We start from the raw sequence: 22300 nt of genomic DNA on the forward strand, positions 1-22300 counted from the left end.
TGTGGTTGAAAATTTTAAACATTTTACCATGTCAATAAGTAGAAAATTAATTACAAAACAAACACCCAGCGGAGAACCTGGCTTTCTTGGACGAGGACATACTGCGCGCGCCGTCATAAATACCGACTTTAAGGACAGCGATCCCTTCATCCTGATGATGGATGATATGCTCGACAAAAAAGATGGGGAACCGGTGGGCGGACCTCATCCGCATGCGGGATTTGAAACGGTTACTTTACTGCTGGAAGGAGAGATCGGAGACGAAGCGCATATGATGAAACCCGGTGACCTTCAGCTGATGACGGCTGGCTCGGGTATCATACATACCGAAACAATTGACACCAAATTAAAGATGCGCCTTTTGCAGCTTTGGCTCAACCTGCCCCGGAAAGACAGGTGGGCACAACCGAGGGTGCAGGATATATCGGCGAAACATGTCCCAGCCAGTTCGGGTGAAGGTTGGAATGTGAAAGTTTACAGTGGATCGCTGGCAGGCGTTACATCCCCCGTTCTGAATCATGCACCGGTTATTATTGCCGATGTGAATATCGAACAAGGAGCGAAGTTGACGCTGGAAATCCCTGCTTCATATTCAACCTTTCTTTACGTGTTAGCAGGTGAGGTGAAAATTGGCGATGATGAAAGCGCACTGAACCAGGACCAGGTAGGCTGGCTGGACAGGTTCGATGAAAACGCAAACAGCCTTTTGAAACTGAGTGCGGGTAACACTGCATCCAGGTTTGTTATTTATTCCGGACAGCCGCAGGGGGATCCGATTGTATCCCATGGACCATTCATTGCGGATAGTAAAGATGACATTCAGCGCCTTTTCAGGGAATACCGCGAAGGCAGGATGAAACATATTTCAACCGTTCCGGCAGCCCAGAGGTACGTTTGGTAACTGAACAGTTACCATCCCTTGCGGTATGTCCGCCTGAGGTATTTTTCTGCTTCGGGGTGATTTGGGAACTTCATTTTTTTTGCATCCCAATCCAACCTGGTTCCTGCAACCCGGATCGCGATCGTACCCAATAATATTGCCTCAGTCATCGGGCCGCTTTGTGCAAAATGCGATTCTGTTTTGGCTGCGCCGAGACAGGCGTCGGCAAAGTGATGATAATGGTTTCTTTTCCCGAGCGCCGGGGTAGCAACCGTGCTAAAGTCAGCCTGGGGCAATAGAACAGGCATTTCCGTATGTGGAATTAACAATGCACCCTTCGTACCAATCAGCATAGCCGATTCTGCCGGATACTTTTCAATAGAATATAATGCGCGGATTTTTTCGGGCGGATAGAATTCACCATCAAACCATTCAACGGTGAGTGATCCCGATTCCGTCATAGCATTGCCCGGGAACTGCCAGGTGATGTGATCTCCCTGTGGCCATGTATCAGCCCTGCGAACGGGTGAGTCTTTCCATGATTGCTGAACCTCCGCGACTACCGACGTTGGTGCCGTTAATCCGAGGCCTTTCCAGACAGCATCAAAAATATGACACCCGATATCGCCCGACCAACCGGTTCCGAAGTCGAGCCAGCTTCGCCAGATGGCGGGATGGTAGATCTCCGGTACGTATAGACGCATTGGTGCAGTTCCGATCCAGAGATCCCAGTTGATATGGGGCGGGGGTTCCATGCCTGTTGCCGGCCTTGGACCGACCTTACGATAAGTAGCCACGGCACCGGGGCGATTTGAACATAGATAAACATGTTTGATCTTGCCGATCGTTCCCTGTTTTATCCACTGAACCGCAGTGCGGTCACCAACACCCGAAGCATGATGCGTTCCAAGCTGTGTGATAACATTGTTTTTGACTGAAGCCTCTGTCAGTGCGCGTACTTCTGCAACATCATGACACATCGGCTTTTGAAGGTAAACGTGTTTGCCCGATTCAATAGCCTTCATGGCAATCACAAAATGGTTGTGATCAGGAACAGTGACATTTACGGAGTCTATATTATTTTTCTCTTTCTCAAGTAATTCCCGCCAGTCTGTGTAGGTGCGGGCAGCCGGAACAAGGGCAGCGGCTTTGCGAAGATTATTTTCATCTATATCGCATAATGCGACGATCTCAGTCTGCTGATGCTGAAGAAAATTCTGAAGATCGTGTCCACCCATGCCGCCGACACCTATACAAGCGTGTCGTAACTTTTTGAGAGGGACAGGATGGTTGAGGAATTCAGCAGCTTCACCGGATGTTGAAACTGAGCTTAAGATTGCCGGACCTGCGATCGCGGCACAGGCGGCATTTTTCAAAAATCTGCGCCGGCTAACTGAGCGGTTGTTTTTTTTCATATTGACAAAATCGTAAAGTAAATTATGAAATTCAGATGTCAATCAGCCTTTTTCATTATGGAATTACTTCACTGCTACCTTATGGACTTACTACAATGCTAATTCATAGAATTACTTCAATGCCGCCTCAGGTAATTGCGACAATCTGCTTCATAGAATTACTTCAGTGCTAATTCATGGAATTCCTACTGTACAATTTCAATCAAATCACTTAGAAGCTAGTTAAGCAGTGAGGTAGTGGTGGCCTCCTTTTTCTTCTCCTGGGCTCCCGAACCAAAATAAGGAAACAGGGTAATGATCTTATGTTCGAGGATCACACTAAAACTCTTATTGTAATCTGAACTTGCATAGATCCATTCCGTTTTACCTGAATGGTAAATACGCATCAGCGCAGTATTTGGTGGCATCTTCCCAAGATTTTCAGCATACATGATGATCTGATTGCGCTGACCTTTAACCATGCCAATCCAGAAATGTTTCAGGTTTGCATTCAGCCCCACATTGGCATGAGCTACTTTGCCGTTTACAATAAGCGATATGGTATCCTCGTCTATAGTACCGTTATCGATAAGGGTGACCAGTACGGTATCTGTTATTGTTTCAACTACCAGTTGAGTATCAACATCCCGGTTACGATAGGCAGACAGAATTGATGGCAACACAACTTTTTTGGAAAGTGAATCCGCTGGCTTCAGCGTTGTTGGCAACGATACCCCGGGAACAGGCTGCGCGTTCAGGTTGGGTTGAAGAATTGCAATTGCAATAAAACAGAACAGGCGAAATAATATATTGTGCTTTCTTGTCAAACCAGTGGAATCTTCCACAAGTTAATCAAATTAGAAGCCACAATAACGTTTGCATGCGTATTTCCGACCGGTTATTGCTTCACCAGGCTCAATGTTCAGCTACATCCCCATGCTCTTATTCCTTTATATCGATTACCCTTAACAATGGCTGTTGTTTGCTGAAAAGATTCCAATCAGTGATTTGGCTTTTTAACATTTCATTGAAATAAACAACCAGAACTTTTGAGATGAGCTGAAGACAAGTCTTACCATCCACCGGGCCAAGCCTTGTTTTGCGGAGATTTTCAGGGATCATATCAACTGGCAACAAAGCATAATCCTGGAAGTTTGAATGATACATGCCAGCTATTGAAATGTACCTGCCATTGGGTGAGTTAGTCGCCGCTTTCGCCATGGATTGATAGCGCCAGCCAACAGAGGTATCATTTTTCATCTCCCCAAAATTTTTGTGAGCTATAGCCTGCGGAAGCTGGTTAAGAAACAAAACAGCTGAGCCTGGCGCGGCTTGCTGACTTGCGTTCATAAGATCCCCATCCATATTGACCGCTGCTTTTACCTGGAAATTCTGCAACCCTTTGGAGACATCACCCGAGCCATTTTTATTTTCATTATGGTTATTATTTTTAGCCTGGTTAATGTCAGCTGCGGCCAATAAAGCCGCAGCTCCGCCAAGTGAATGCCCTGCAATGGCAACCCGGGTAAGATCAGCCTGTTTCAGGATTTTATGTACATTGCTTTTGCCTGTTGAAATCTCTTTCAACACAAAACTAAGATCATCCGCTACTAATCTGTAGATATCCGCAGGCTTTTCTGAACTTAGAAAAGCACCTGTAGGTGACTGCAATACCGGTGAAGCAGGAGATGAATTCACGGCAACTACTATATAACCTGCGCTTACAATTTCCTGGATGATGAAACTATACTCAAGCGTTGACCAGTTCATTCCAGCCGAAAATAAAATTAGTGGAAGTTTGCCCTTAAAGGTGGGCTCCGCATCCTGTTTCATCTCAGCTTTTCCGGATGTGATCGCCGAAGCAGCCTTCGCACCAAGTCTCTTTTCCAGCACAGGCAAATATTGCTTTCTCCATTCCTCCGATGGCAGAATAAATGTTGCAGCATTTTTTTGTTGAACCGGATAATATATAAATACAGGGATCTCCCGGTTATTTCTTGACGGGTCATAGATACTTGTCCAATGCCTGCCAACACCAAACTCGCCTGACGGAGAAAACAACTGCAACGCGCTACCAGGCTGGGAAATCGCGTCCGTGTTTTGGGACCAGGATGTATTCACGATAAGTGTGAAGATGAATAAGACAAACCAATGTTGGGATCCGATTTTCAAGTTTTTGATTTTTATTATTTTGTAAATCAGATGAAGATAAGTGGTGAGTGCTGAACTCAAGACCACATGTTCATGTGGCGTGATAAGTTGATCACCCGCCTTTTAATTTACAAGATTGGATTTATTATGATTAATTTGTAATAACGATTGTTGCCAAAATCAACCTTATGCAAAGAAGAAACTTTGTAAGATCAATTGGTCTTGCTATACCTGAACAGGATCAGACAAGCAGGGAACCGTTTGAGAACCTTGCGATGAGCCGGGATCATGTGTTGAAAAAGAAATGGTAACTATACCGTCAAATAGTATTACCCGAACTCTTCAAGCTTAGTATGCGTAAAATGATCACTACCATCCTTGTCATTGCTGCGTTGCTTTGCCTTATATCCCTGCTGTTGTATTTCAGCCAGGAACGCTTGATGTTTTTCCCTGAAAAACTTCCGGACAATCACGAGTTCAGTTTCAACAGCTCATTCGAGGAGATAACGGTTACAACCGCTGATGATAAAAAACTGCATGCGGTTCTTTTCAAAACCGACAGCACTTCAAAAGGAGTGATCTTTTATCTGCATGGCAATGCCGGCTCCGTAGAGTCGTGGGGCTCGCTGGCTGCTTACTACAATAACCTAGGATATGATGTGATGATGCCCGATTACCGTGGCTACGGAAAAAGTGAGGGTTCGATCAGGAGCCAGAAACAGTTTTTTGATGACGTTGGCTTGTTATATACACAGCTGATGAAAAGATATACGGAGGATAAGATTGTGGTGCTTGGTTATTCAATTGGTACCGGCGCTGCGGCTTACATAGCATCTGTGAATCGTCCCCGTCTGCTTATTTTGCAGGCACCCTATTATACCATGCAGGACCTAGTGAAAAATATCTATCCTGTTGTTCCTTCCTTCTTACTAAAATACAAATTTGAGACGGCTGAATACATCAAGCGGTGCACCATGCCCATTGTTATTTTTCATGGTGACAGTGACGAGGTGATTTATCATGGTTCTTCGCTAAAGTTAAAAACCCATCTCAAGCCTTCTGATACGCTTATTACCTTGGAGAATCAGTCGCACAACGGCATAACAGAACACCCGGCTTACCAGCAAAACATGAAGCGCATTTTAGACTCGCTGCCTTGAGCCGGTTCATTACCTTGTAAGTTGTTCAAAATTCATGCTGTTCTTTTGCGCAGTTTGGAAGAACTTTGCTCCAAATTTCGGGTATGGATGATCTGATCGCAGCCAGGATGCAAATGGCTGTTTCGCTGGGTTTCCACATTGTATTTGCCTGCATTGGCATGACCATGCCCATTTTGATGGCTTTCAGTGAATGGAAGTGGTTACGTACCGGCAGACAGGAATTTATGGATGTGGCGAAGGCCTGGTCAAAAGGTGTCGCCATTTTTTTTGCCGTCGGCGCCGTTTCGGGAACGGTTTTATCATTCGAACTGGGACTGCTTTTCCCGGGCTTTATGGAACACGCGGGTCCTATCATCGGGATGCCCTTTTCATGGGAAGGAACCGCTTTTTTTGTGGAAGCCATAGCGCTTGGCGTTTTTCTTTATGGCTGGAACCGTCTTAATAAATGGGTGCATTGGATCTCTGGCGTTGTCGTTGGAATCTCCGGAGTGTTGTCTGGTATCTTTGTGGTATCTGCAAATGCCTGGATGAATAGCCCTGCCGGCTTTACCTGGAAAGATGGTAAAGCCACAAACATTGACCCGGTGAAGGCCATGTTTAACGATGCCTGGTTGTCGCAGGCATTACACATGACATTGGCGGCGTTTGTAGCGACTGCATTTGCGGTGGCTGGCGTTCATGCCTTTTTGCTGATAAGAAACAGGAACAACCTTTTTCACCGGACGGCAGTCAGAATGGCTTTGTCTTTCGGTGCTGTAGCTGCTTTACTGCAACCCATTAGTGGTGACTTCTCAGCAAAGGATATAGCCAGGCGGCAACCTGCAAAACTTGCAGCCCTTGAGGCACTATATAAAACGAGCAAACCCGCTGCCCTGGTTATCGGTGGATTACCAAACGACAAGGAGGAAAGAGTTGAGTATGCTCTCCATGTACCGGGCTTTCTGAGTTTCCTTGCACATGGCGACTTCAAATCAGAGGTAACAGGGTTGGATAAATTTCCAAAAGACGAAAGGCCACCGGTGATGATCACTCATATTGCATTCCAGGTGATGGTAGGCAGTGGGATGTTACTCGCATTTGCAGGCGTGCTGTTCCTGTTGTTCAGCGCAAAGTGGAAGCACCTGCTATATAGAAAGGGTTGGCTGATGTTTATAGCCGCACTTACGCCGATTGGATTTATTGCCGTTGAAGCGGGATGGACGGTAACCGAGGTTGGTCGTCAGCCCTGGATCATTTACGGAATAATGAAAACGAAAGATGCCGTATCCCCGATGCCGGGTTTACAATATTCATTTTATACGATATCCACCGTTTATTTGCTTCTGACCGGGCTGCTCATCTGGCTTATGCGCCGGCAGATAGCCACTGTTCCCGACATATATCCATCTGCCGGTTCTGAATCTGACCTGAGACCTGACCCTAAATCGTCCAGGAAACAAAATGCAGTTCCATAAATAAATCCATTCAATGCTGTTAATCATCATCATCATACTGGGCGTTTCATTCATCCTTTACACATTGCTGGGAGGTGCGGATTTTGGAGCTGGCATTGTTGAAACGTTTGCCGGACCCCGCAGCACCAAAGAGATTTCCAGGGCGATAGCTCCGGTCTGGGAAGCAAATCACGTCTGGCTCATCCTGGCCATCGTGATCTTGTTTTCAGCCTTTCCATTGGTGTACTCAACGATAAGCACAGCACTGCATATTCCACTTATGATTGTATTACTGGGGATTGTAATCCGTGGTTCATCTTTTACTTTCCGCCATTATGATGTTACGCATGATAACACGCACACCTATTATACCTGGGCATTTAAGATCTCAAGCTTTATCACACCTTTTTTCCTGGGAATAACCCTGGGCGCGATGATTTTCGGAGATATTCAATTGGGACCACCGACAGGGTTCTATGAAGGATTTATCAAGCCCTGGCTGAACGTTTTTTGTATCACGATGGGGTTGTTTTCCACCGCGCTGTTCGGATATATAGCCGCTGTTTTTATGATTGGTGAAACGGGTTATCCACTGGAACAGAAACGTTATAAAAGATATTCAAGGATGTTCCTGCTTGCTACGATTGTGACTGGCATACTTGTTTTCGTTTCTGCAGAACTCCGGGGTCATCATCTTGTTTCAGCGTTTTTCAGGTCGTGGCTAAGTATTACGGCCATGGGAACTGTAGTGTTGATTACTCCACTGGTATTCTATCTTTTCAATCATCCGGTGATCCGCCTGTTGCGTATAACCGTAGCTATCCAGGTATCTTTAATAATGCTGGGCTGGTTTGCTATTCAGTTCCCGGTTTTGGTCTTTGAGAAGAATGGTAACCATCTTACTTTTTACAACACCCAGGCTCCATACGCAACCTTATATCAACTGGTTATTGCGCTGTTTGTTGGCCTGATCCTTATCATCCCTTCCTTTTACTTCCTTTTCAAAGTTTTCAAAAGGCCAAAAGAATAAAACGAGTTGCCGGGATGGCAACATGCCGACCCACCTGGCTTTGTTTATATGACAATACACCGTTCATATAACAATACACCGTGACATTTCAGGTGTTTTGACCCGAGTTTCAGTTAATTGTTCTTTTGAGGTATAAACTATTATACCTTTATACCATCGATATCAATAACCCGTTACCAGTTCACTTTTCCATCGCTTGTGCGACTAATCCTTTCCCTATTTTTACCAAAACTTCGCAGGATCATCCATCCCTGCCATCTGATTTGTATACGTCCCTTGTGAGATCTATCCATCCCCTACCATTTGATTCGAAGCCAACCCTTGTGAAATTATCAATAGCCAAAAAATCGATTTGTAGCCACCCTTGCAAGATATATCCATCCCCTATCTCCTGATTGGTAGCCAACCGTGTTTTTCTTCCTGTAAAATATCTACAGTTGTTCTCTGTGTCTCTTAGCGCATCCTGCCTTATGCCGGTCCATTCCTGCGAAACCGCTGCCTTTTGATTCTTGTACAATTATGTTACAGATTTTACAGACCATAACGTCAAACCATTAAGCGTTCGGCCGCATTGGACCATGCGCCGGACGGGCCTGTGCATCTTATCAACCTCAATCCTTAGCATATGAGTGTAAAGGAAACCGCAAACCGATTGACCAGCGCTGTCGCAAAGCTCAGTAACCGCTATGCGCCTGCCATAATCACGATCATCATACTTGCCTGCGCCTTTTATTACTACTTCAGGGTCGTTGTAACTACCAATGAAACCAATCTGAAAGAACGAAAATTCAGGGGCCTCCACCAGGTGGCAACAAATATCAAAAACAAGCTCGACACCTACGCAGAGAAAAACGCAAAAAATTTTATTGAGAGTGTAAACAAACCGGGAAGTATTGTTGACACGTTGACTCTCCAAAAAGAGTTCGGGCTCACTTTTCATGGGGATAAAGGGGCTGCCATCCCTAACGGACTGGAGAAATTCAGGTATGAGCCAGTCAAGAAAGAATTTGAGTTTTATCCGCTGGATACGGGGTATGCATCTGTGGCATTAAACCTTTTTATACAACCACTTCTTCGTCGGGACATTTTTAATCATTACATGCTCGCGGACAATGGTTCGATTATTTACGACGAATTAAATATCTCCCAGCAATCACTCCATGATCTTATTTCCACAACACTAAAAGATGATACTATCGCGAAAATAGAAATCTCGGAATCGGGCAATCTTGTGAAGAAGAGCATTGGCGGAAAAGATTACAGGTTGTTCACCATAGCATTCTCCTCAGGAGGGAAAAGCAAGTTCACGATTGGCGGTTACATCACCGATGATCAGTATGAGGCCGAACGGAGATATATACCCCCCTACGGCATCCTCTGCCTGGTTATCGGCGTGATCTTCGTAATAGTACTGATACCGCTGCTCAAGATTTTTCTTATGCACAGGTCCGAGCAACTTGTTACAATGACCGCCAGTTCCGCCTTTGCGGGTGTTCACCTGATGGCATCGATATTTGTACTTTCTGTGTTAACGCTGTACATCAATTTTCATATTGTCCGCAAACAGAATGATGAAAATTTAATGTCACTTGCCAGCGACATCAACCGTACGCTGACAGAAGAGATAAGGGCCGACATAGCAACGCTTAACCTGGCAACGGCAGACCTGAAAATTCATAACAAGAAACGGACGGATACTTCTGGTAAAGCCGACTCCACGTCAATTACGAAATCTTTAAGCACCACTGCCGATACGACAAGGAAGGGGCCATCAGTTGATACACTTTTTGATGTGCTGGTACGAAAGGACCGTTATGTCAGACTGCACCATAATGGCCGCAGGGATACAATTAAAACGAAGCTGAGATCATCAGACAGCATTACCAGGAATCTTGTACACATATACTGGACCGATTCAGCGGGACTCCAAAGAATAAGATGGACAAAAGAAAAAATGGTGCCGCAAAGGATCAACATTAATGATCGTGACTACTTTAAGGCGGTAGCTGATAACAAACTGTTTTATGATGACAGCCTGAAATACCATTTCACCGATGTCTCATCATGGGTATCAAACAATAATTTCGCGGTGATCTCGGTGCCTGTAGCGATAAAGGTCAAACAAAAAGATAGCACCCCGTTGATCATGGTAAGCGGTGGCACCAGGCTCAAATCACTGTTCAACCCCATACTTCCAACCGGATATAGTTTTTGCATTCTCGATGCAAGCGGGAAGGTTTTGTTTCACAAAGAAACTATCAGGAACCTTAATGAAAATTTCTTACTGGAATGCAGCAATAACGATGTAATAGAACCAATCCTCACGCTGCGTAAACCAGATTTTTTCGAATCAAGATATGCCGGGTCCAATCACCGGTTCTTTTGTAAACCGTTAAACGGAACTCCTTATTCCCTGCTTACCTTTCGTGACTTGCAACAGGGGTGGGCCGAAGATCTGGACATCGTCAGTGCTACCTCTATATTGATCCTCTTTAACCTTGGCATTATCTTAATGACCATCCTGGCGATAAAGGCATTCTCTTATTCAAAAGGAAAAAGAAAAACCCAAAATCTTGCCCTGACCTGGTTACGGCCTTCAGGTGGTCTGCGACGCGAGTATGTTTCCATTACCTGCTTTTTTGCCATCGCCATGTTGATCCAGATGTTGATGATCTACTGGTTACGCCGGGTTGATAATCTCGCTTTGATTGCATCTACGTTTTTGTTTACTTACCTGATGCTGGTTGCCACCTTTCACCAGTTTTCCATGCACAGGGATCCGCTAAAACGAATATACCAGCGGCCAGAAAAGATACTTATCGGACTGTCTAGTGTGTTGGGTATCTGTATTTTTTTATATTGGAACAAACATGGCAATGTAGCGTTGTGGCTGGTTGTGGAAACGATACTGTACCTGCTGATTTATATGTTATTCACTTACCGCTGGAATCAAATAGCACTAACTGCCAGAACGGTACTTGAACAAACTAAAACCACCTGGCTCAAGCCTGGTTTCCGGCACTCATATACCTGGTTTGTCTGGGCATTGATTACCTCAACATCCATAGTTCCGTTGTTGATCTTTTACATGCTTTGCCACGAAGAACAGACAAAGATGTCCCGCCGTTACGCCCAGTGGGATTTCGCAAAGCAATTGTCAGCTCTCCCCGCCAGGATGCTTAACGACGTTAAAGGCAGATTGGAAACATCCTATATTCAGCCTTTCCACCATAAGCTCATAGCAACGGATGTAAAGCCATATACAAGTGTTCTCCAGGCATCGGATACATCCGGGTTGGTGACACCTTCAAATACGTTCGAGCGCTTTTACAGGGCGATCAAACCTTCCTTTTTGAACCACAACCGAAATCTCGAACTATTGAACTCACAGGATGAAAAGGATCCGGAATATATATGGCGATACGACGCGGCATCAGGCCGCCCGAGTTTATTTTTCAAACAAAACTTTATCGCCGGGGATAAAACGAACTATGCGGGATGGCAACTTTCCGAGCCAGCGAAAAATTCCTCTAAAACCTATCTGCTCAGTTTGCTCAATCCCTGGAACATCTTGCTGGTGATAGCATTGCTGACTGGCCTTTACTTTTTGTTACGGCTGCTCGTTGGAAAAATATTTTTTAACGGCGCCATGGAACAATCCTATAGCATAGATCTTGAAACGCTGACCAGTGAAACGGCCGGCGTAAAAGGAAATCTCTTTATTTATGGGCCTCCGGGCATTCAAAAACTTAATGCTGTAAAAAAAGAAATTCAAAAGCACGGCACCTTTGTGCATATAGATTTCAGTGATCTTTCGGACCACTCGGCCGAAACCCTGATACGTAAGACCGAATCAGACCTGAGAAAGATATCGCAGCATTCGACAATACTTTTGATAACCAACATCAACATTAATGCAGATGACGCAGAGATTACCGGGAAGAAATTAGCCGTCATCGAACACTTTCTAAAAGTAAAAAGAAGAATGTTCATTATTTCTTCCAAATATTTTGAATCACTCGGCATGTTCGGTTACAACGCCGGCCAGCCAAACGAATTAAACTACGCAGCCCGTTGGGAACACCTGATGAAGTCGTTCTACATTGTTTATCATCGATGGCATAAAAAACAATCTGATCGTCTTTTGCATAAGTACGCGAAGGTATTCGGGGACCTCGTCAAACAGCCAGATAACATTTTTGCGCGTGCTTCAGCGGGAGGAAGTTCGGCAAGAGATAGCATACATCTTCCCCTGCCAGATGGCGTAGGTGATCATATACATGAAGAAATTTATAAATTAATAAAGAAGATCATTGAAGAATGTGGTCATAGTGCCTTCCTGTCGGAACTGACTGAACCCATGATTGCATATGCTTCGAAACTGGCATCACCGGAAATGCATAAGATCCTCAGTGACGCATCCTGGCCCGCAAACCGGATCATAAGCAGGCATTTTATATTCGTCTTTGATAAGGTGTGTGAGCGAATTGAATCACTTGCACAAAATCATTACCTGTCCGTCTGGAATGCGGTCATCCTTGAAGAGCAAAGAACCCTTTATGACATTTCGATAGATGAACTTGTCAATCCGCTGAACAGGAAAACCGCTGCAAGACTATGTGAGATAGGTCTTGTAAATCCAATCGATGGCCTGGCCTGTTATCAAATAATGAATGTGAGCTTCCGTAACTATATCCAAAAACATGTTGCCAACAATGAAATAAGTTTGTTTAAGAAAGAGATTGCGGCAAAAGGATTTGGATCCAGCATACAATTACCATTGGTAATAGTCGCTATATCTGCCTTCGTATTTATTGCATTTACGCAGAAAGAAGCATTTACCAATTTCATTTCCTACCTGGGTGCCGCGTTCGCCGGAGTAACAGGACTTGTAAAAATGATATCCTCGATCCCCGCATCAAGGGCAGAAGGAAAAGCGTGAAGCAAGGATTATGATATCCGTTTTCACTAAGCGTTCTTTATTCAGTCCTTATGCTCTTTACGGGATTTTCCAGTGCTGCTTTGAATGCCTGGAAACTTACTGTCACTATGGCAATGATCAATGAAATGCAACCGGCCAACAGGAATATCCAGGGGCCGATCGAAATGCGATAATCGTATTTCTGTAACCAGTTATGCAGAAAATAATATGCTATGGGTGAAGCGATGATGCAACTCAGTATAACCAGCCCAATGAAATCACGAGACAACATCATCCAGAGTTGCGGTACACTTGCACCTAATACTTTCCTGATCCCTATCTCCTTCGTTTTATTGCTGACTATATAGGCTGATAGTCCAAACAATCCAAGGCAGGAGATGAAGATTGCCAATGAAGCAAAGATGCCTGATAGTTTCCCGATCAATAATTCAATCTTAAATTTAGCAGCATAACTTTCATCCTGGAATTCATAAATATATGGAAAGGCAGGATTATACTTGTTAAATATGGTATTGAGTTCTGCCAATACTTTTTGTGCATCCTGGCCCGGCTTCAAACGATACATCATATTGCTTGACGGGTTGGGCGAGCAGAAAAACATAGTTGGGTCAGCGCCGGCAAAGGGCGAAATTACCAACGCGTCCTTAACCACACCAGCTATTTGAAATTCCTTGTTATCCCATCTTATCACCTGGTTCAGCGGGTTTTTGAGCCGTAAAATGCTGACCGCGGCTTCATTTAATATGACGGATGTGGTGTCGAGTCCCGATGTGAAATCGCGACCCTCTTTGAAACGCATGCCAAGGGTTTTGAAATAATCTTCTGTAACGATCAAGGTTCCCATTTCCACTGTTTCATTACCCACTTTGCCAGGAAAATAATCAAGATCAGAATGCCATGAAACATTTGTTGCAACACTACTTGCTGATGTTACGAAACTAACGAGACCCTTCTGCAACAGTTCGTTTTTCAAAGCAGGAAAATTCTTACGGAGATCCTGCGACAAATCCGTCATCATCACGTTGCTCAGGTCAAAACCGGTATCGCGGCTTTTCGCATGATGAATCTGCTGGTAAATAATAAAAGTAGAAATGATCAGCGCAATCGATGCGGTGAACTGAAACACAAACATCACCTTGCGCGGTAAAGAACCTTTGGTTCCCATAGAGCTTATCCCTTTCAACACTTTTATAGGTTTGAAAGATGCGAGCACAAACGCAGGACGGCTCCCTGCAATTAAAGCAGTAAACGAAACAAACGCCAGGAGCAGGATCCAGAAATACACATTGCCAGCGGGGATCTGAACCGTTGTTTCCGCAAGTTCATTAAAAGGTTGCAGCACAAGTTGAACGATAACTAAAGCCAAACCAAATGCAATCAGGGTCTGAACAAAAGACTCAAAGAGGAACTGCAGAACAAGGTCGCTTTTCCTGGAACCCATCACCTTTCTTACACCAACTTCCCGGGCTCTCTCGCCTGATCTGGCAGTAGTTAAATTGATAAAGTTGATACAAGCGATGATTAAGACGAGAGCGCCGATTAAGCCGAACATCCGGACATATTCCACGAAGCCTTCTGTATCCTGACCGTTTACAAAGTTCGAATAAAGGTGCCATCTGTCGATTGGCTGAAGCTTTACAAATGAATTCATTGCATTGGTATTCCCCGTCTCAGTATGTTCTATGTTGACGATTTTAGGAGCCACCATTGCAAGTGAAACACCAGGTTTCAGCTTTACGAAGATCTGGTTTGCATTGTTGCTATAGCTGCCCGTTCTTCTTGCTTTAATAAAAGGTTTGGTCTGGTCGAGATACGTAAACGGTACCAGGAATGTGAAGTTGAAGTTTGAATTGGCAGGCAGATCCTTCATAATTCCAGTCACTCTCAGATTATCGATGTTGTCGTAACGAACCATCTTGCCCATTGGATCTTCATCACCAAAAAGTGCTTTGGCCGTGGATTCGGCCAAAACTATAGAATAGGCATCTTGAAACACGGTGGTGGCTGTTCCCTTGATCATTGGAAACTGGAACATCTTCAGAAAATCAGTACCAACTTGTCCGCCGCGCAGATAAACTTTCTTATCTCCAACCATCAATCCGTGGGGTCCCATCCAATCGCTTTCAGCAACGTACTCTATGTCTGGAATCGTGTTTCTTAATTCCTCCGCGAGACGAAGCGAAGTTGTCCTGAATGTGAGCGTATCCCCGTTATTCGAAAAGTTTCGCTGTACGCGGTAAAGCCTGTCTGTATCCGGAAGAAACCTGTCATAACTAAACTGGTGATAAACCCAAAGCCCGATCAGGAGGGCAACCGACATCCCGATGGCGAGGCCCAGTATATTAAGCACACTGTATCCAAGTGTACGAGCGAGATGTCTCCAGGCGATTTTTATGTAATTCCGGAACATAACGGTGGTTTCGAATATTACAACATAGCCCAGGCCAAAAGATAAAGGCATTCAACGTCAACCAGTTCGCCCCTCGCCCTGGTTGACTACTGTCCAGAAACGGACAATCAATGTGCGGTATTAAAAAAAACGAGAGCCGCTCTTCCTTTGAAAAACGACTCTCATGTTTTATAGATACGAAACTAATCAGAGTATCTTGAAGCAAGCCCTGTTATTGATCAGCATTTTGTATTCGCCGACAATATATCCCGGGCAGCTATTTTTTTCCGGTCTCTTTTTGTTCTTCCTGCTGTTTTATCTTCTCGGCATCTTCTTTGCCACCTTGTTCGGCTTCGTGTTTGATACCCTGCATCAGGGATGAAAGCGGACCCTTCATATTCTCCTGTGGATCGGTTGTATGAAGCGTTTCTTCGTCAGGTTTTGCCAGCGGTTTTTTATTATCTTCCATAAAAAGCGTTTTAATTATTGACTATAATAGCTACAATCAAATACCGGGCCGCCCGGCAGCACGCTATCCAAATCCTTAATAAACATGAAATTAGGTATCCTTACAGGCTTGCTTAACCGCAGCACAATATGACCGTTTAAATGCAACCTAATGCATATAGCCGTTGTGTATTTTGAACGTAAACCTGAAAAGCTCTATGCCTTAAACAATTTTGATGCTTACCTGTTTATAGTCAATCTCAATTAACTATGATGGGAAAAAAGATAGTAGTGGCAGGTGCAACTGGCAACCTGGGTGGAAAAATCGTGGATGCACTCATTAAAAGTGGCGCTGCTGTCGGGGCAATTGTTCGTCATGAATCCGATGCTGAAAAGGTTAAAGCGCTGCAACAAAACGGTGTTGAAGTGATCAGCCTGGACATGAACGACAAAGCCGCTGTAACCGCAGCCTGCTCAAACGGTGATTGCGTAGTGTCTGCGTTGTCGGGACTTGCAGATGTCATTATTGATGCCCAGAGAATATTATTGGATGGCGCAATAGCCGCCGGCGTGCCAAGATTTATTCCGAGTGATTTTTCGCTCGACTTTACAAATCTCGAACCCGGGGAAAACAGGAACCTCGATCTCCGACGGGCTTTCCATGAATACCTGGATAAAACACCGATAAAGGCTACAACCATTTTCAACGGCGCGTTCATGGACCTGGTAAAGCAAGACATGCCGCTCATTCTCCACAAGTTTAAAAGAATTTTGTCGTGGGGAGAACCTTCAGTTAAAATGGATCTTACCACTATGGACGATGTTGCTGAATATACTGCGCTCGTTGCTATGGATCATGATACACCAAGATACCTGCGAATTGCCGGCGATACGGTCAATGTGATTGATGTAAGAAATATAATGACGGAGATTACCGGTAAAGAGCACAGCGTTTTCAAGGCAGGCAATATCTCAAGGCTAAACTCTTTTATCGGGCTTGCCAGGTTTTTCTCGAAAAGTACCCGTGAGCTATACCCGGCATGGCAGGGAATGCAGTATATGCGGGATATGATGGAAGGAAAGGCGGTTATTACAACTCATGACAACACGCGTTATCCAGGCATGCAATGGACCGACCTGAAGACCTTTCTATCATAAAAGGCATTTTCCATAGCAGTGAACCTCCATATAATTCAATTTCCTGAGCCGGTTTTTTTTATAACCATAGCGAGGTTCTGACTATACGCTTCGCTCAGGGGAATCTTTGTTTTGTTAATGGTAAGCTGATGTCTTTCGATCTTGTCTATCTTATTTATGGCAACTACAAATGAGCGATGCACCCGGACAAATTTCTCCGCAGGCAGCATACTGCTCGCTTCTGCAAAGGTGCTTCTGGAAAGAATGTTTTTATCTTTCAACACAAAAGTTACATAGTTGCCCGCTGCCTCCAGGTACAGTATATCATCATACATTACCCTTATCTGTTCATACCCGGTTTTTAGATACATGTGATCATTGCCCGGTGCATTCGTCCTGAAATTGAAAAGCTCCAGGGCCTTATTACAACTCTTTACAAACCGGGGGAGAGAAAATGGCTTAAGCAGGTAATCCACAGCATCCAGTTCAAAGCTGGTAACCGCATGTTCTGAATAGGCTGTGGTGAAGATGACCAGAGGCTTCCGGTTAAGGCTCCGGAAAAACTCAATGCCTGAGATATCCGGCATCTTGATATCCAGGAAGATCAAATCTATTTTCTCTTTCTGCAGGTATTCAAGTGCCTGGAATGCATCTGTAAATACGGCGACTAATTCAATGAATGGAACCTTTGCAGCATGCGCCTTTACTACTTCCAGCGCGATTGGTTCATCATCTATGGCGATTGCTTTCATCCCTGGATTTTATTTTTCTTCTCCTTCATCTGCAACATGCAACTTACACAAAACCTGGTAATCGTTTAGACGAAAACCGGCTTTGTTCCGTTTTACATCTCATAGCGACATTACTTCGATAGCCTGATCGTGAGATGCACAAAAAATTCTTTTGTTGTTTCACGTATGATCAGTTCATGCTTCCCGGGATACATGTGCTGCAGTCTTTGCTTCACATTGATAAGACCTATGCCACTTTTATTTTTTTCCGGATCCCCATCGGTCCGGGGATGTTTATTATTGGCAACATCAAAGTACAGCGTATTATCCTTCACCTCCAGGCTGATTTTTATATGTGAGGACTCACGAAAGCTGATGCCATGCTTGAAAGCGTTTTCAACGAATGGGATCAGCAACATGGGCGCAATCTGCACCGGCCTCACGGTATCTTCAATCCTTGCGTCGATCTTTACCTGTGGTATGGCGTCCGTTCTAAGTCTCTGTAAACTAATATAATTATTCAAATATTCGGTTTCTCTTGCCAGCGGGATTTTGTCCTGGAGATTTTCCTGCAACATAAATCGCATCATATCTCCCAATTGTTGAATACCCTCACTTGTTCTTTCAGCCTTTTCCTGGATCGCGGTCCCATAAATAGTATTCAACGCGTTAAACAGGAAGTGAGGATTGATCTGTGACCGGAGGAAATCGAGGCTGGCGTTAGACTGCCCCAGTTCCTGCTTCAGCGCATATAACTCTTCATTACCTTTTAAGTGCCTCTTAAAGAGTACCCACGTCAGCGGTACGGTAATAAAGGTTTGAATCAGGAAGCTTATTCCACCCAGACTGAATGCAAAATCCTCGTTGAGTATGAAGAGCATTAACAAAAATGCTATGGCGAATGATGTTACGGCTAAAATTCCTATCGCCTTAATTACATACATCAGGAATGGTCTTTTACCAGACAGCGAAGAGGAAATGAGCGTATGAAATGAATACCAGTATAACAAAATGCCCACAGGAATAGTGATCGCCCACAGGAAGATCACCGGGCGATCAGCTTCACCGACCGCAAGCAGAAAAAGTATTATCGCCCATACTATAAAGGCAATGAGTCCGCCCCTCGTAACAGCAGGATACCTTGCCTTTATCTTATCAGCATTGATCAGCAGGTACACGCTGACATACTTCAACATGCTATAGAACGCCAGGAGGAGGAGCAGGCGACAGGCGGTAAGGAATGCATCGAGGAAGATCCGGTTATATGCTTCCTGCCTTGACTCATATTCTGCAAACAGATATGCCCTGGAATAAGTACCGGTAATACCAAATATGATGGTAGTGAGGGTAAAGATCACAGCAATTATAAAGGTATTTTTATAGATGTTCTCTCTTCTGAAAACTTGCGGGACTATAACAAAATTAAGATAGGTGAAGGCGCCAAACAGCGTGATATACCGGATAAGCTGTGGAAAAAAGTAGTTGCGAAAATAATCGAACTGCATATTTGCTTCACTAAAAAGCGTTTTGATTGGCAGATTGATCTCATACCTGTCAAACCTGACGCTTTCTGTAATGAAGAAAAAGATGACAAAAACAAAAAGCGTCGTTGTGGCCCAAAACTCAACCTTCCTGAAGTTTTCTACTTTGTTTGATGACTCGTTCATGGTTAGCATATTCTGTTTGCAATACTAACACGGCAAAAGCGTCGCATTTAATAAAAGTGATGAAACCATGATAAATTGGTTTGAAATCCCCTTCCATTAATGTGGCGCGGTTGCCATGAATATGCGTATCACGGCCATTAATTTACGCACCATGGCATCACGTGTGTTTATGAGGCATAAAAATTCTTATCCAGGAATTCGTTTCGGAATTTTCCTTTGGGATCATAAGAGGCAACAAGTTTTTTGAAGTCCTCCAACTTAGGGTATCTTTTACGTAACAAAGCCGGGGATATCGAAAATAATTTACCCCAGTGTGGCCGGGCATCAAAAGGTTCCAGCGCCGCCTCGATCACGGGCAGCAGCTTACTTACAGCCGGCCAATCCTGCTTCCAGGTGAAATGTATAGTTGTACAGGGCTGTTTGTAACATGGACTCATCCATAAATCATCTTCATCGATAGTCCGTATCTCTGAAATAAAAAGATGTGGACCGATCTGCTTACCAAGTTTTGAAATAGCAAGAAAGGCATTGAGTCCGTGTTGACGGGGAACAAAATATTCAGACTGAAGTTCCACTCCGCTGCTAGGCGTAAATCCCATTTTAAAATGAGGCAACCTTTCGAACCATGGTCCTGGCACTCCCATTTGTTCGGTACAGTTTTCAGCGGATAAGGTGGCGATGGGATGCATATTTTTTGTAGCGGCCCTCGCGCCATAAAAACTTTTCACCTTAGAAAAGTCAAGCTTGTCTTTTTCATGCGCTTTCACCCAAACCTCATTTACTTTGTCCGATTGCCAGTCTGTAAACAGGCTTACGCTATAAGCCACAGCAAGAATGGCGTCGAAATGTTTTTGCAACTCAGCCACCGGAAGACCGAGGTAAACATACTGGCGCATTTTAAAGGTCGGCCTTATATCAAGGGTAACTTTTGTTATTGCACCGGCGGCTCCCATCCCCACAACCATCGCCTTGAACTTGTCGCCATCGCTTTGCCTGCTAAGTTGTATGAGTTCCCCTTCGGCATTAATAAATTCGATTGCTGATACACCGGTTGCAAGATTGCCGTTCTTAACACCCGAACCATGGGTAGCAGTCGCGCAAGAACCTGCTACGGAGATGTGCGGCAATGAAGCGAGATTGTGCAAAGCATAACCCTTGCTTTCAAGAAAAGGACAAAGATCGCCATACCTCATTCCGCCTTCGACGGTAACCGTATTTGCTCCGGTATCCAGTTTAACCACTTTGTTCATGTCCCTTAACGAAACAAAATAATCAACACTATCGGCTATCCGGTTGAAACAATGACGTGTGCCAAGAACCTTCAACTTCGGACGGCCGGTTATCAGCTTCCTGAGTTCTTCTACCGTTTTTGGGTAAGCTATTTTATTAGTGCTGTACTTTAGGTTGCCGGCCCAGTTCTTTAATTCTTCCTGGGGTATCCAGGTCTCAATAGGAGCAATCAGTGGAGAAGCCATAGCTGCGGTAGTTAATTTAAGAAAGGTTCTTTTTTCCATAACAGCATCGTTAAGTTTTCTTATCTGAATATAGGAAGAATAGCCGGTTTGAAAAGGCTCACTTTTTCGCTTCATAATTCAGCATCACGACTCCACCCTTCGAAGATGCCAAGCCGGTTAATTTCAAGTCCTTTCTTTCTGCAATGTTTTCAAACAGAGGCTTGCCACCACCAAGGATAACCGGGTGGACAGCCAGCCGGTAAACATCTACAAGATCCAGGTTCACGAAAGTGGTTATAAGCTTTGCCCCGCCATACAGCCAGATATCCTTACCGTTCTGCTTTTTGATCTTTTGAACATGTTCATTCAGTGTAGTATCGCTGTTTGTATGAATATAATTGGTTCTCTCATTACCCGGGTAATTGGTTCCTGAGAAAACGTATTTCATCTTACTGTGTACCAATGCGAAGATTGATTTCATTGCGGCTCCGGCATTTACACCCGGCTGATAGTTTCCCCACAGATCGTAACTTGTTTTACCATAAAAAATAGTGTCTACGCCGTTAAGGAATTGCGCGAAATCAGATTTTTCGAATTCTGATTCATCATCCAATATGCACCAATCAGTTTCACCATTTGGGCCTTCAATAAAGCCGTCAAGAGTTACTGCAAGATCCAGGATAATTTTTTTCATGAGCTAATTTATTTTGTTTGCTCTGCCGGAAAATTAAGTGATTTGGACAGGTATATGCTGAAGTGAATGCACTGACGAATCAGCAGTGGCGACTTATACGAAAAAAGAAGCCGGCTTCATTTCGAAGACGGCCTCTTTGCCAGTTTCAATCGGGAATTTTTTAACGGATGAAATAACGCTGAAGGGGTGATGAACGTGGCAGAGCGATTATTACTACCCCGTAGCGATAAGATTAATTTTTGCTGCTACCAGCTGGAATCAGCTATTGAAGATCAAACTGCTTGCGAACCATCAGCTCGCCTTCATACACTACCACTTCTTTAAATTTTCTGCGGCTTTCTATGTTCACAAAATAAACTGTGTCCAAATCGGAAGTCAGTTCTGTCACACCTGTGATATCATATCCATCATAAGCTTCTTCTACCTGGCTTCTGATATCTTTGTTGAGCTTTTCGGCTGCATAAGTCTTCAGGGTCTGCACCATCTTGCCATTTTTCCGATAAGTTATCCTGTGCTGAACGCCATCGTTCACGAAGTACGCCAGGTAGAACTGATCATCTGTAGACCACTGAACCGGAGCAGGTGCCTTGAAATTGCGGTAAAATGATTTCAAAACTCTCGAATTTACTGCCGACTCTTCTGTGAGCGTTGCTTTGCGTACCAGGGTATGGCTGCTTACATTAAGTATACTGCTGACCGGTGCGACCAATTGTGCCTGTACTGAACTGAATACTGCCAGGGATGTTGCGAGCATGAATGCCGCGATTGAAATTGACTTTTTCATTGCCTGA

The 22300-nt window shown here is 44.3% G+C and carries 18 protein-coding genes; 7 read left to right on the forward strand and 11 right to left on the reverse strand.

Going from position 1 to position 22300, the window contains the following annotated elements:
- Window positions 1-28: 28 nt before the first annotated feature.
- Complete coding sequence (locus ACX0G7_RS18100) at window positions 29-901, forward strand: pirin family protein (protein WP_458924924.1); 873 nt, start codon at window positions 29-31, stop codon at window positions 899-901.
- Between the two features lie 8 nt (window positions 902-909).
- Here ACX0G7_RS18100 and ACX0G7_RS18105 read toward each other — a convergent pair whose 3' ends face one another.
- The 3 genes from ACX0G7_RS18105 to ACX0G7_RS18115 all read right to left on the reverse strand — a co-directional run bounded on the left by ACX0G7_RS18105 (window position 910) and on the right by ACX0G7_RS18115 (window position 4446).
- A complete protein-coding gene (locus ACX0G7_RS18105; RefSeq protein WP_458924925.1) occupies window positions 910-2295 on the reverse strand; it encodes a Gfo/Idh/MocA family protein in 1386 nt (461 codons plus the stop codon).
- Window positions 2296-2513: 218 nt separating this feature from the next.
- Window positions 2514-3119, reverse strand: a complete 606-nt coding sequence (locus ACX0G7_RS18110) for a hypothetical protein (RefSeq protein WP_458924926.1) — start codon at window positions 3117-3119, stop codon at window positions 2514-2516.
- 97 nt (window positions 3120-3216) lie between these two features.
- Window positions 3217-4446, reverse strand: a complete 1230-nt coding sequence (locus ACX0G7_RS18115) for an alpha/beta hydrolase (RefSeq protein WP_458924927.1) — start codon at window positions 4444-4446, stop codon at window positions 3217-3219.
- A 167-nt stretch (window positions 4447-4613) separates the two neighbouring features.
- On the opposite strand from ACX0G7_RS18115, the gene ACX0G7_RS18120 reads away from it, so the two are divergent.
- From ACX0G7_RS18120 to ACX0G7_RS18135, 4 genes are all read left to right on the forward strand, one after another.
- The gene (locus ACX0G7_RS18120; protein ID WP_458924928.1) at window positions 4614-4736 is read left to right on the forward strand and encodes a hypothetical protein; all 123 of its coding nucleotides are present in this window, start codon (window positions 4614-4616) and stop codon (window positions 4734-4736) included.
- Window positions 4737-4787: 51 nt separating this feature from the next.
- On the forward strand, window positions 4788-5585 hold the full coding sequence (locus tag ACX0G7_RS18125; protein WP_458924929.1) for an alpha/beta hydrolase: 798 nt from the start codon (window positions 4788-4790) through the stop codon (window positions 5583-5585).
- Between the two features lie 83 nt (window positions 5586-5668).
- Window positions 5669-7039 carry a cytochrome ubiquinol oxidase subunit I gene (locus ACX0G7_RS18130; protein WP_458924930.1) on the forward strand — a complete coding sequence of 457 codons (1371 nt, stop codon included), beginning with the start codon at window positions 5669-5671 and terminating at the stop codon, window positions 7037-7039.
- A gap of 13 nt (window positions 7040-7052) precedes the next feature.
- On the forward strand, window positions 7053-8048 hold the full coding sequence (locus ACX0G7_RS18135) for a cytochrome d ubiquinol oxidase subunit II (protein WP_458924931.1): 996 nt from the start codon (window positions 7053-7055) through the stop codon (window positions 8046-8048).
- A 241-nt stretch (window positions 8049-8289) separates the two neighbouring features.
- Here the strand turns inward: ACX0G7_RS18135 and ACX0G7_RS18140 are convergent, their stop codons facing one another.
- Complete coding sequence (locus tag ACX0G7_RS18140) at window positions 8290-8565, reverse strand: hypothetical protein (protein WP_458924932.1); 276 nt, start codon at window positions 8563-8565, stop codon at window positions 8290-8292.
- A 108-nt stretch (window positions 8566-8673) separates the two neighbouring features.
- Between ACX0G7_RS18140 and ACX0G7_RS18145 the strand changes: the two genes are divergently transcribed.
- On the forward strand, window positions 8674-12990 hold the full coding sequence (locus ACX0G7_RS18145; RefSeq protein ID WP_458924933.1) for a cache domain-containing protein: 4317 nt from the start codon (window positions 8674-8676) through the stop codon (window positions 12988-12990).
- 37 nt (window positions 12991-13027) lie between these two features.
- Here the strand turns inward: ACX0G7_RS18145 and ACX0G7_RS18150 are convergent, their stop codons facing one another.
- A complete protein-coding gene (locus ACX0G7_RS18150; protein WP_458924934.1) occupies window positions 13028-15451 on the reverse strand; it encodes an ABC transporter permease in 2424 nt (807 codons plus the stop codon).
- 205 nt (window positions 15452-15656) lie between these two features.
- Complete coding sequence (locus tag ACX0G7_RS18155) at window positions 15657-15848, reverse strand: hypothetical protein (RefSeq protein ID WP_458924935.1); 192 nt, start codon at window positions 15846-15848, stop codon at window positions 15657-15659.
- A gap of 251 nt (window positions 15849-16099) precedes the next feature.
- Between ACX0G7_RS18155 and ACX0G7_RS18160 the strand changes: the two genes are divergently transcribed.
- Entirely contained in the window at window positions 16100-16984 is an 885-nt protein-coding gene (locus tag ACX0G7_RS18160; protein ID WP_458924936.1) for an NmrA family NAD(P)-binding protein, read from the forward strand.
- 35 nt (window positions 16985-17019) lie between these two features.
- Here ACX0G7_RS18160 and ACX0G7_RS18165 read toward each other — a convergent pair whose 3' ends face one another.
- The 5 genes from ACX0G7_RS18165 to ACX0G7_RS18185 all read right to left on the reverse strand — a co-directional run bounded on the left by ACX0G7_RS18165 (window position 17020) and on the right by ACX0G7_RS18185 (window position 22293).
- On the reverse strand, window positions 17020-17715 hold the full coding sequence (locus ACX0G7_RS18165) for a LytR/AlgR family response regulator transcription factor (protein WP_458924937.1): 696 nt from the start codon (window positions 17713-17715) through the stop codon (window positions 17020-17022).
- Window positions 17716-17825: 110 nt separating this feature from the next.
- Complete coding sequence (locus ACX0G7_RS18170) at window positions 17826-19361, reverse strand: sensor histidine kinase (protein WP_458924938.1); 1536 nt, start codon at window positions 19359-19361, stop codon at window positions 17826-17828.
- Window positions 19362-19528: 167 nt separating this feature from the next.
- Window positions 19529-20875 carry a D-arabinono-1,4-lactone oxidase gene (locus ACX0G7_RS18175; protein ID WP_458924939.1) on the reverse strand — a complete coding sequence of 449 codons (1347 nt, stop codon included), beginning with the start codon at window positions 20873-20875 and terminating at the stop codon, window positions 19529-19531.
- A 58-nt stretch (window positions 20876-20933) separates the two neighbouring features.
- A complete protein-coding gene (locus tag ACX0G7_RS18180) occupies window positions 20934-21509 on the reverse strand; it encodes a dihydrofolate reductase family protein (RefSeq protein ID WP_458924940.1) in 576 nt (191 codons plus the stop codon).
- A gap of 262 nt (window positions 21510-21771) precedes the next feature.
- Entirely contained in the window at window positions 21772-22293 is a 522-nt protein-coding gene (locus tag ACX0G7_RS18185) for a hypothetical protein (RefSeq protein ID WP_458924941.1), read from the reverse strand.
- Between the last annotated feature and the right edge of the window lie 7 nt (window positions 22294-22300).

Source organism: Flavitalea antarctica (assembly GCF_054461535.1).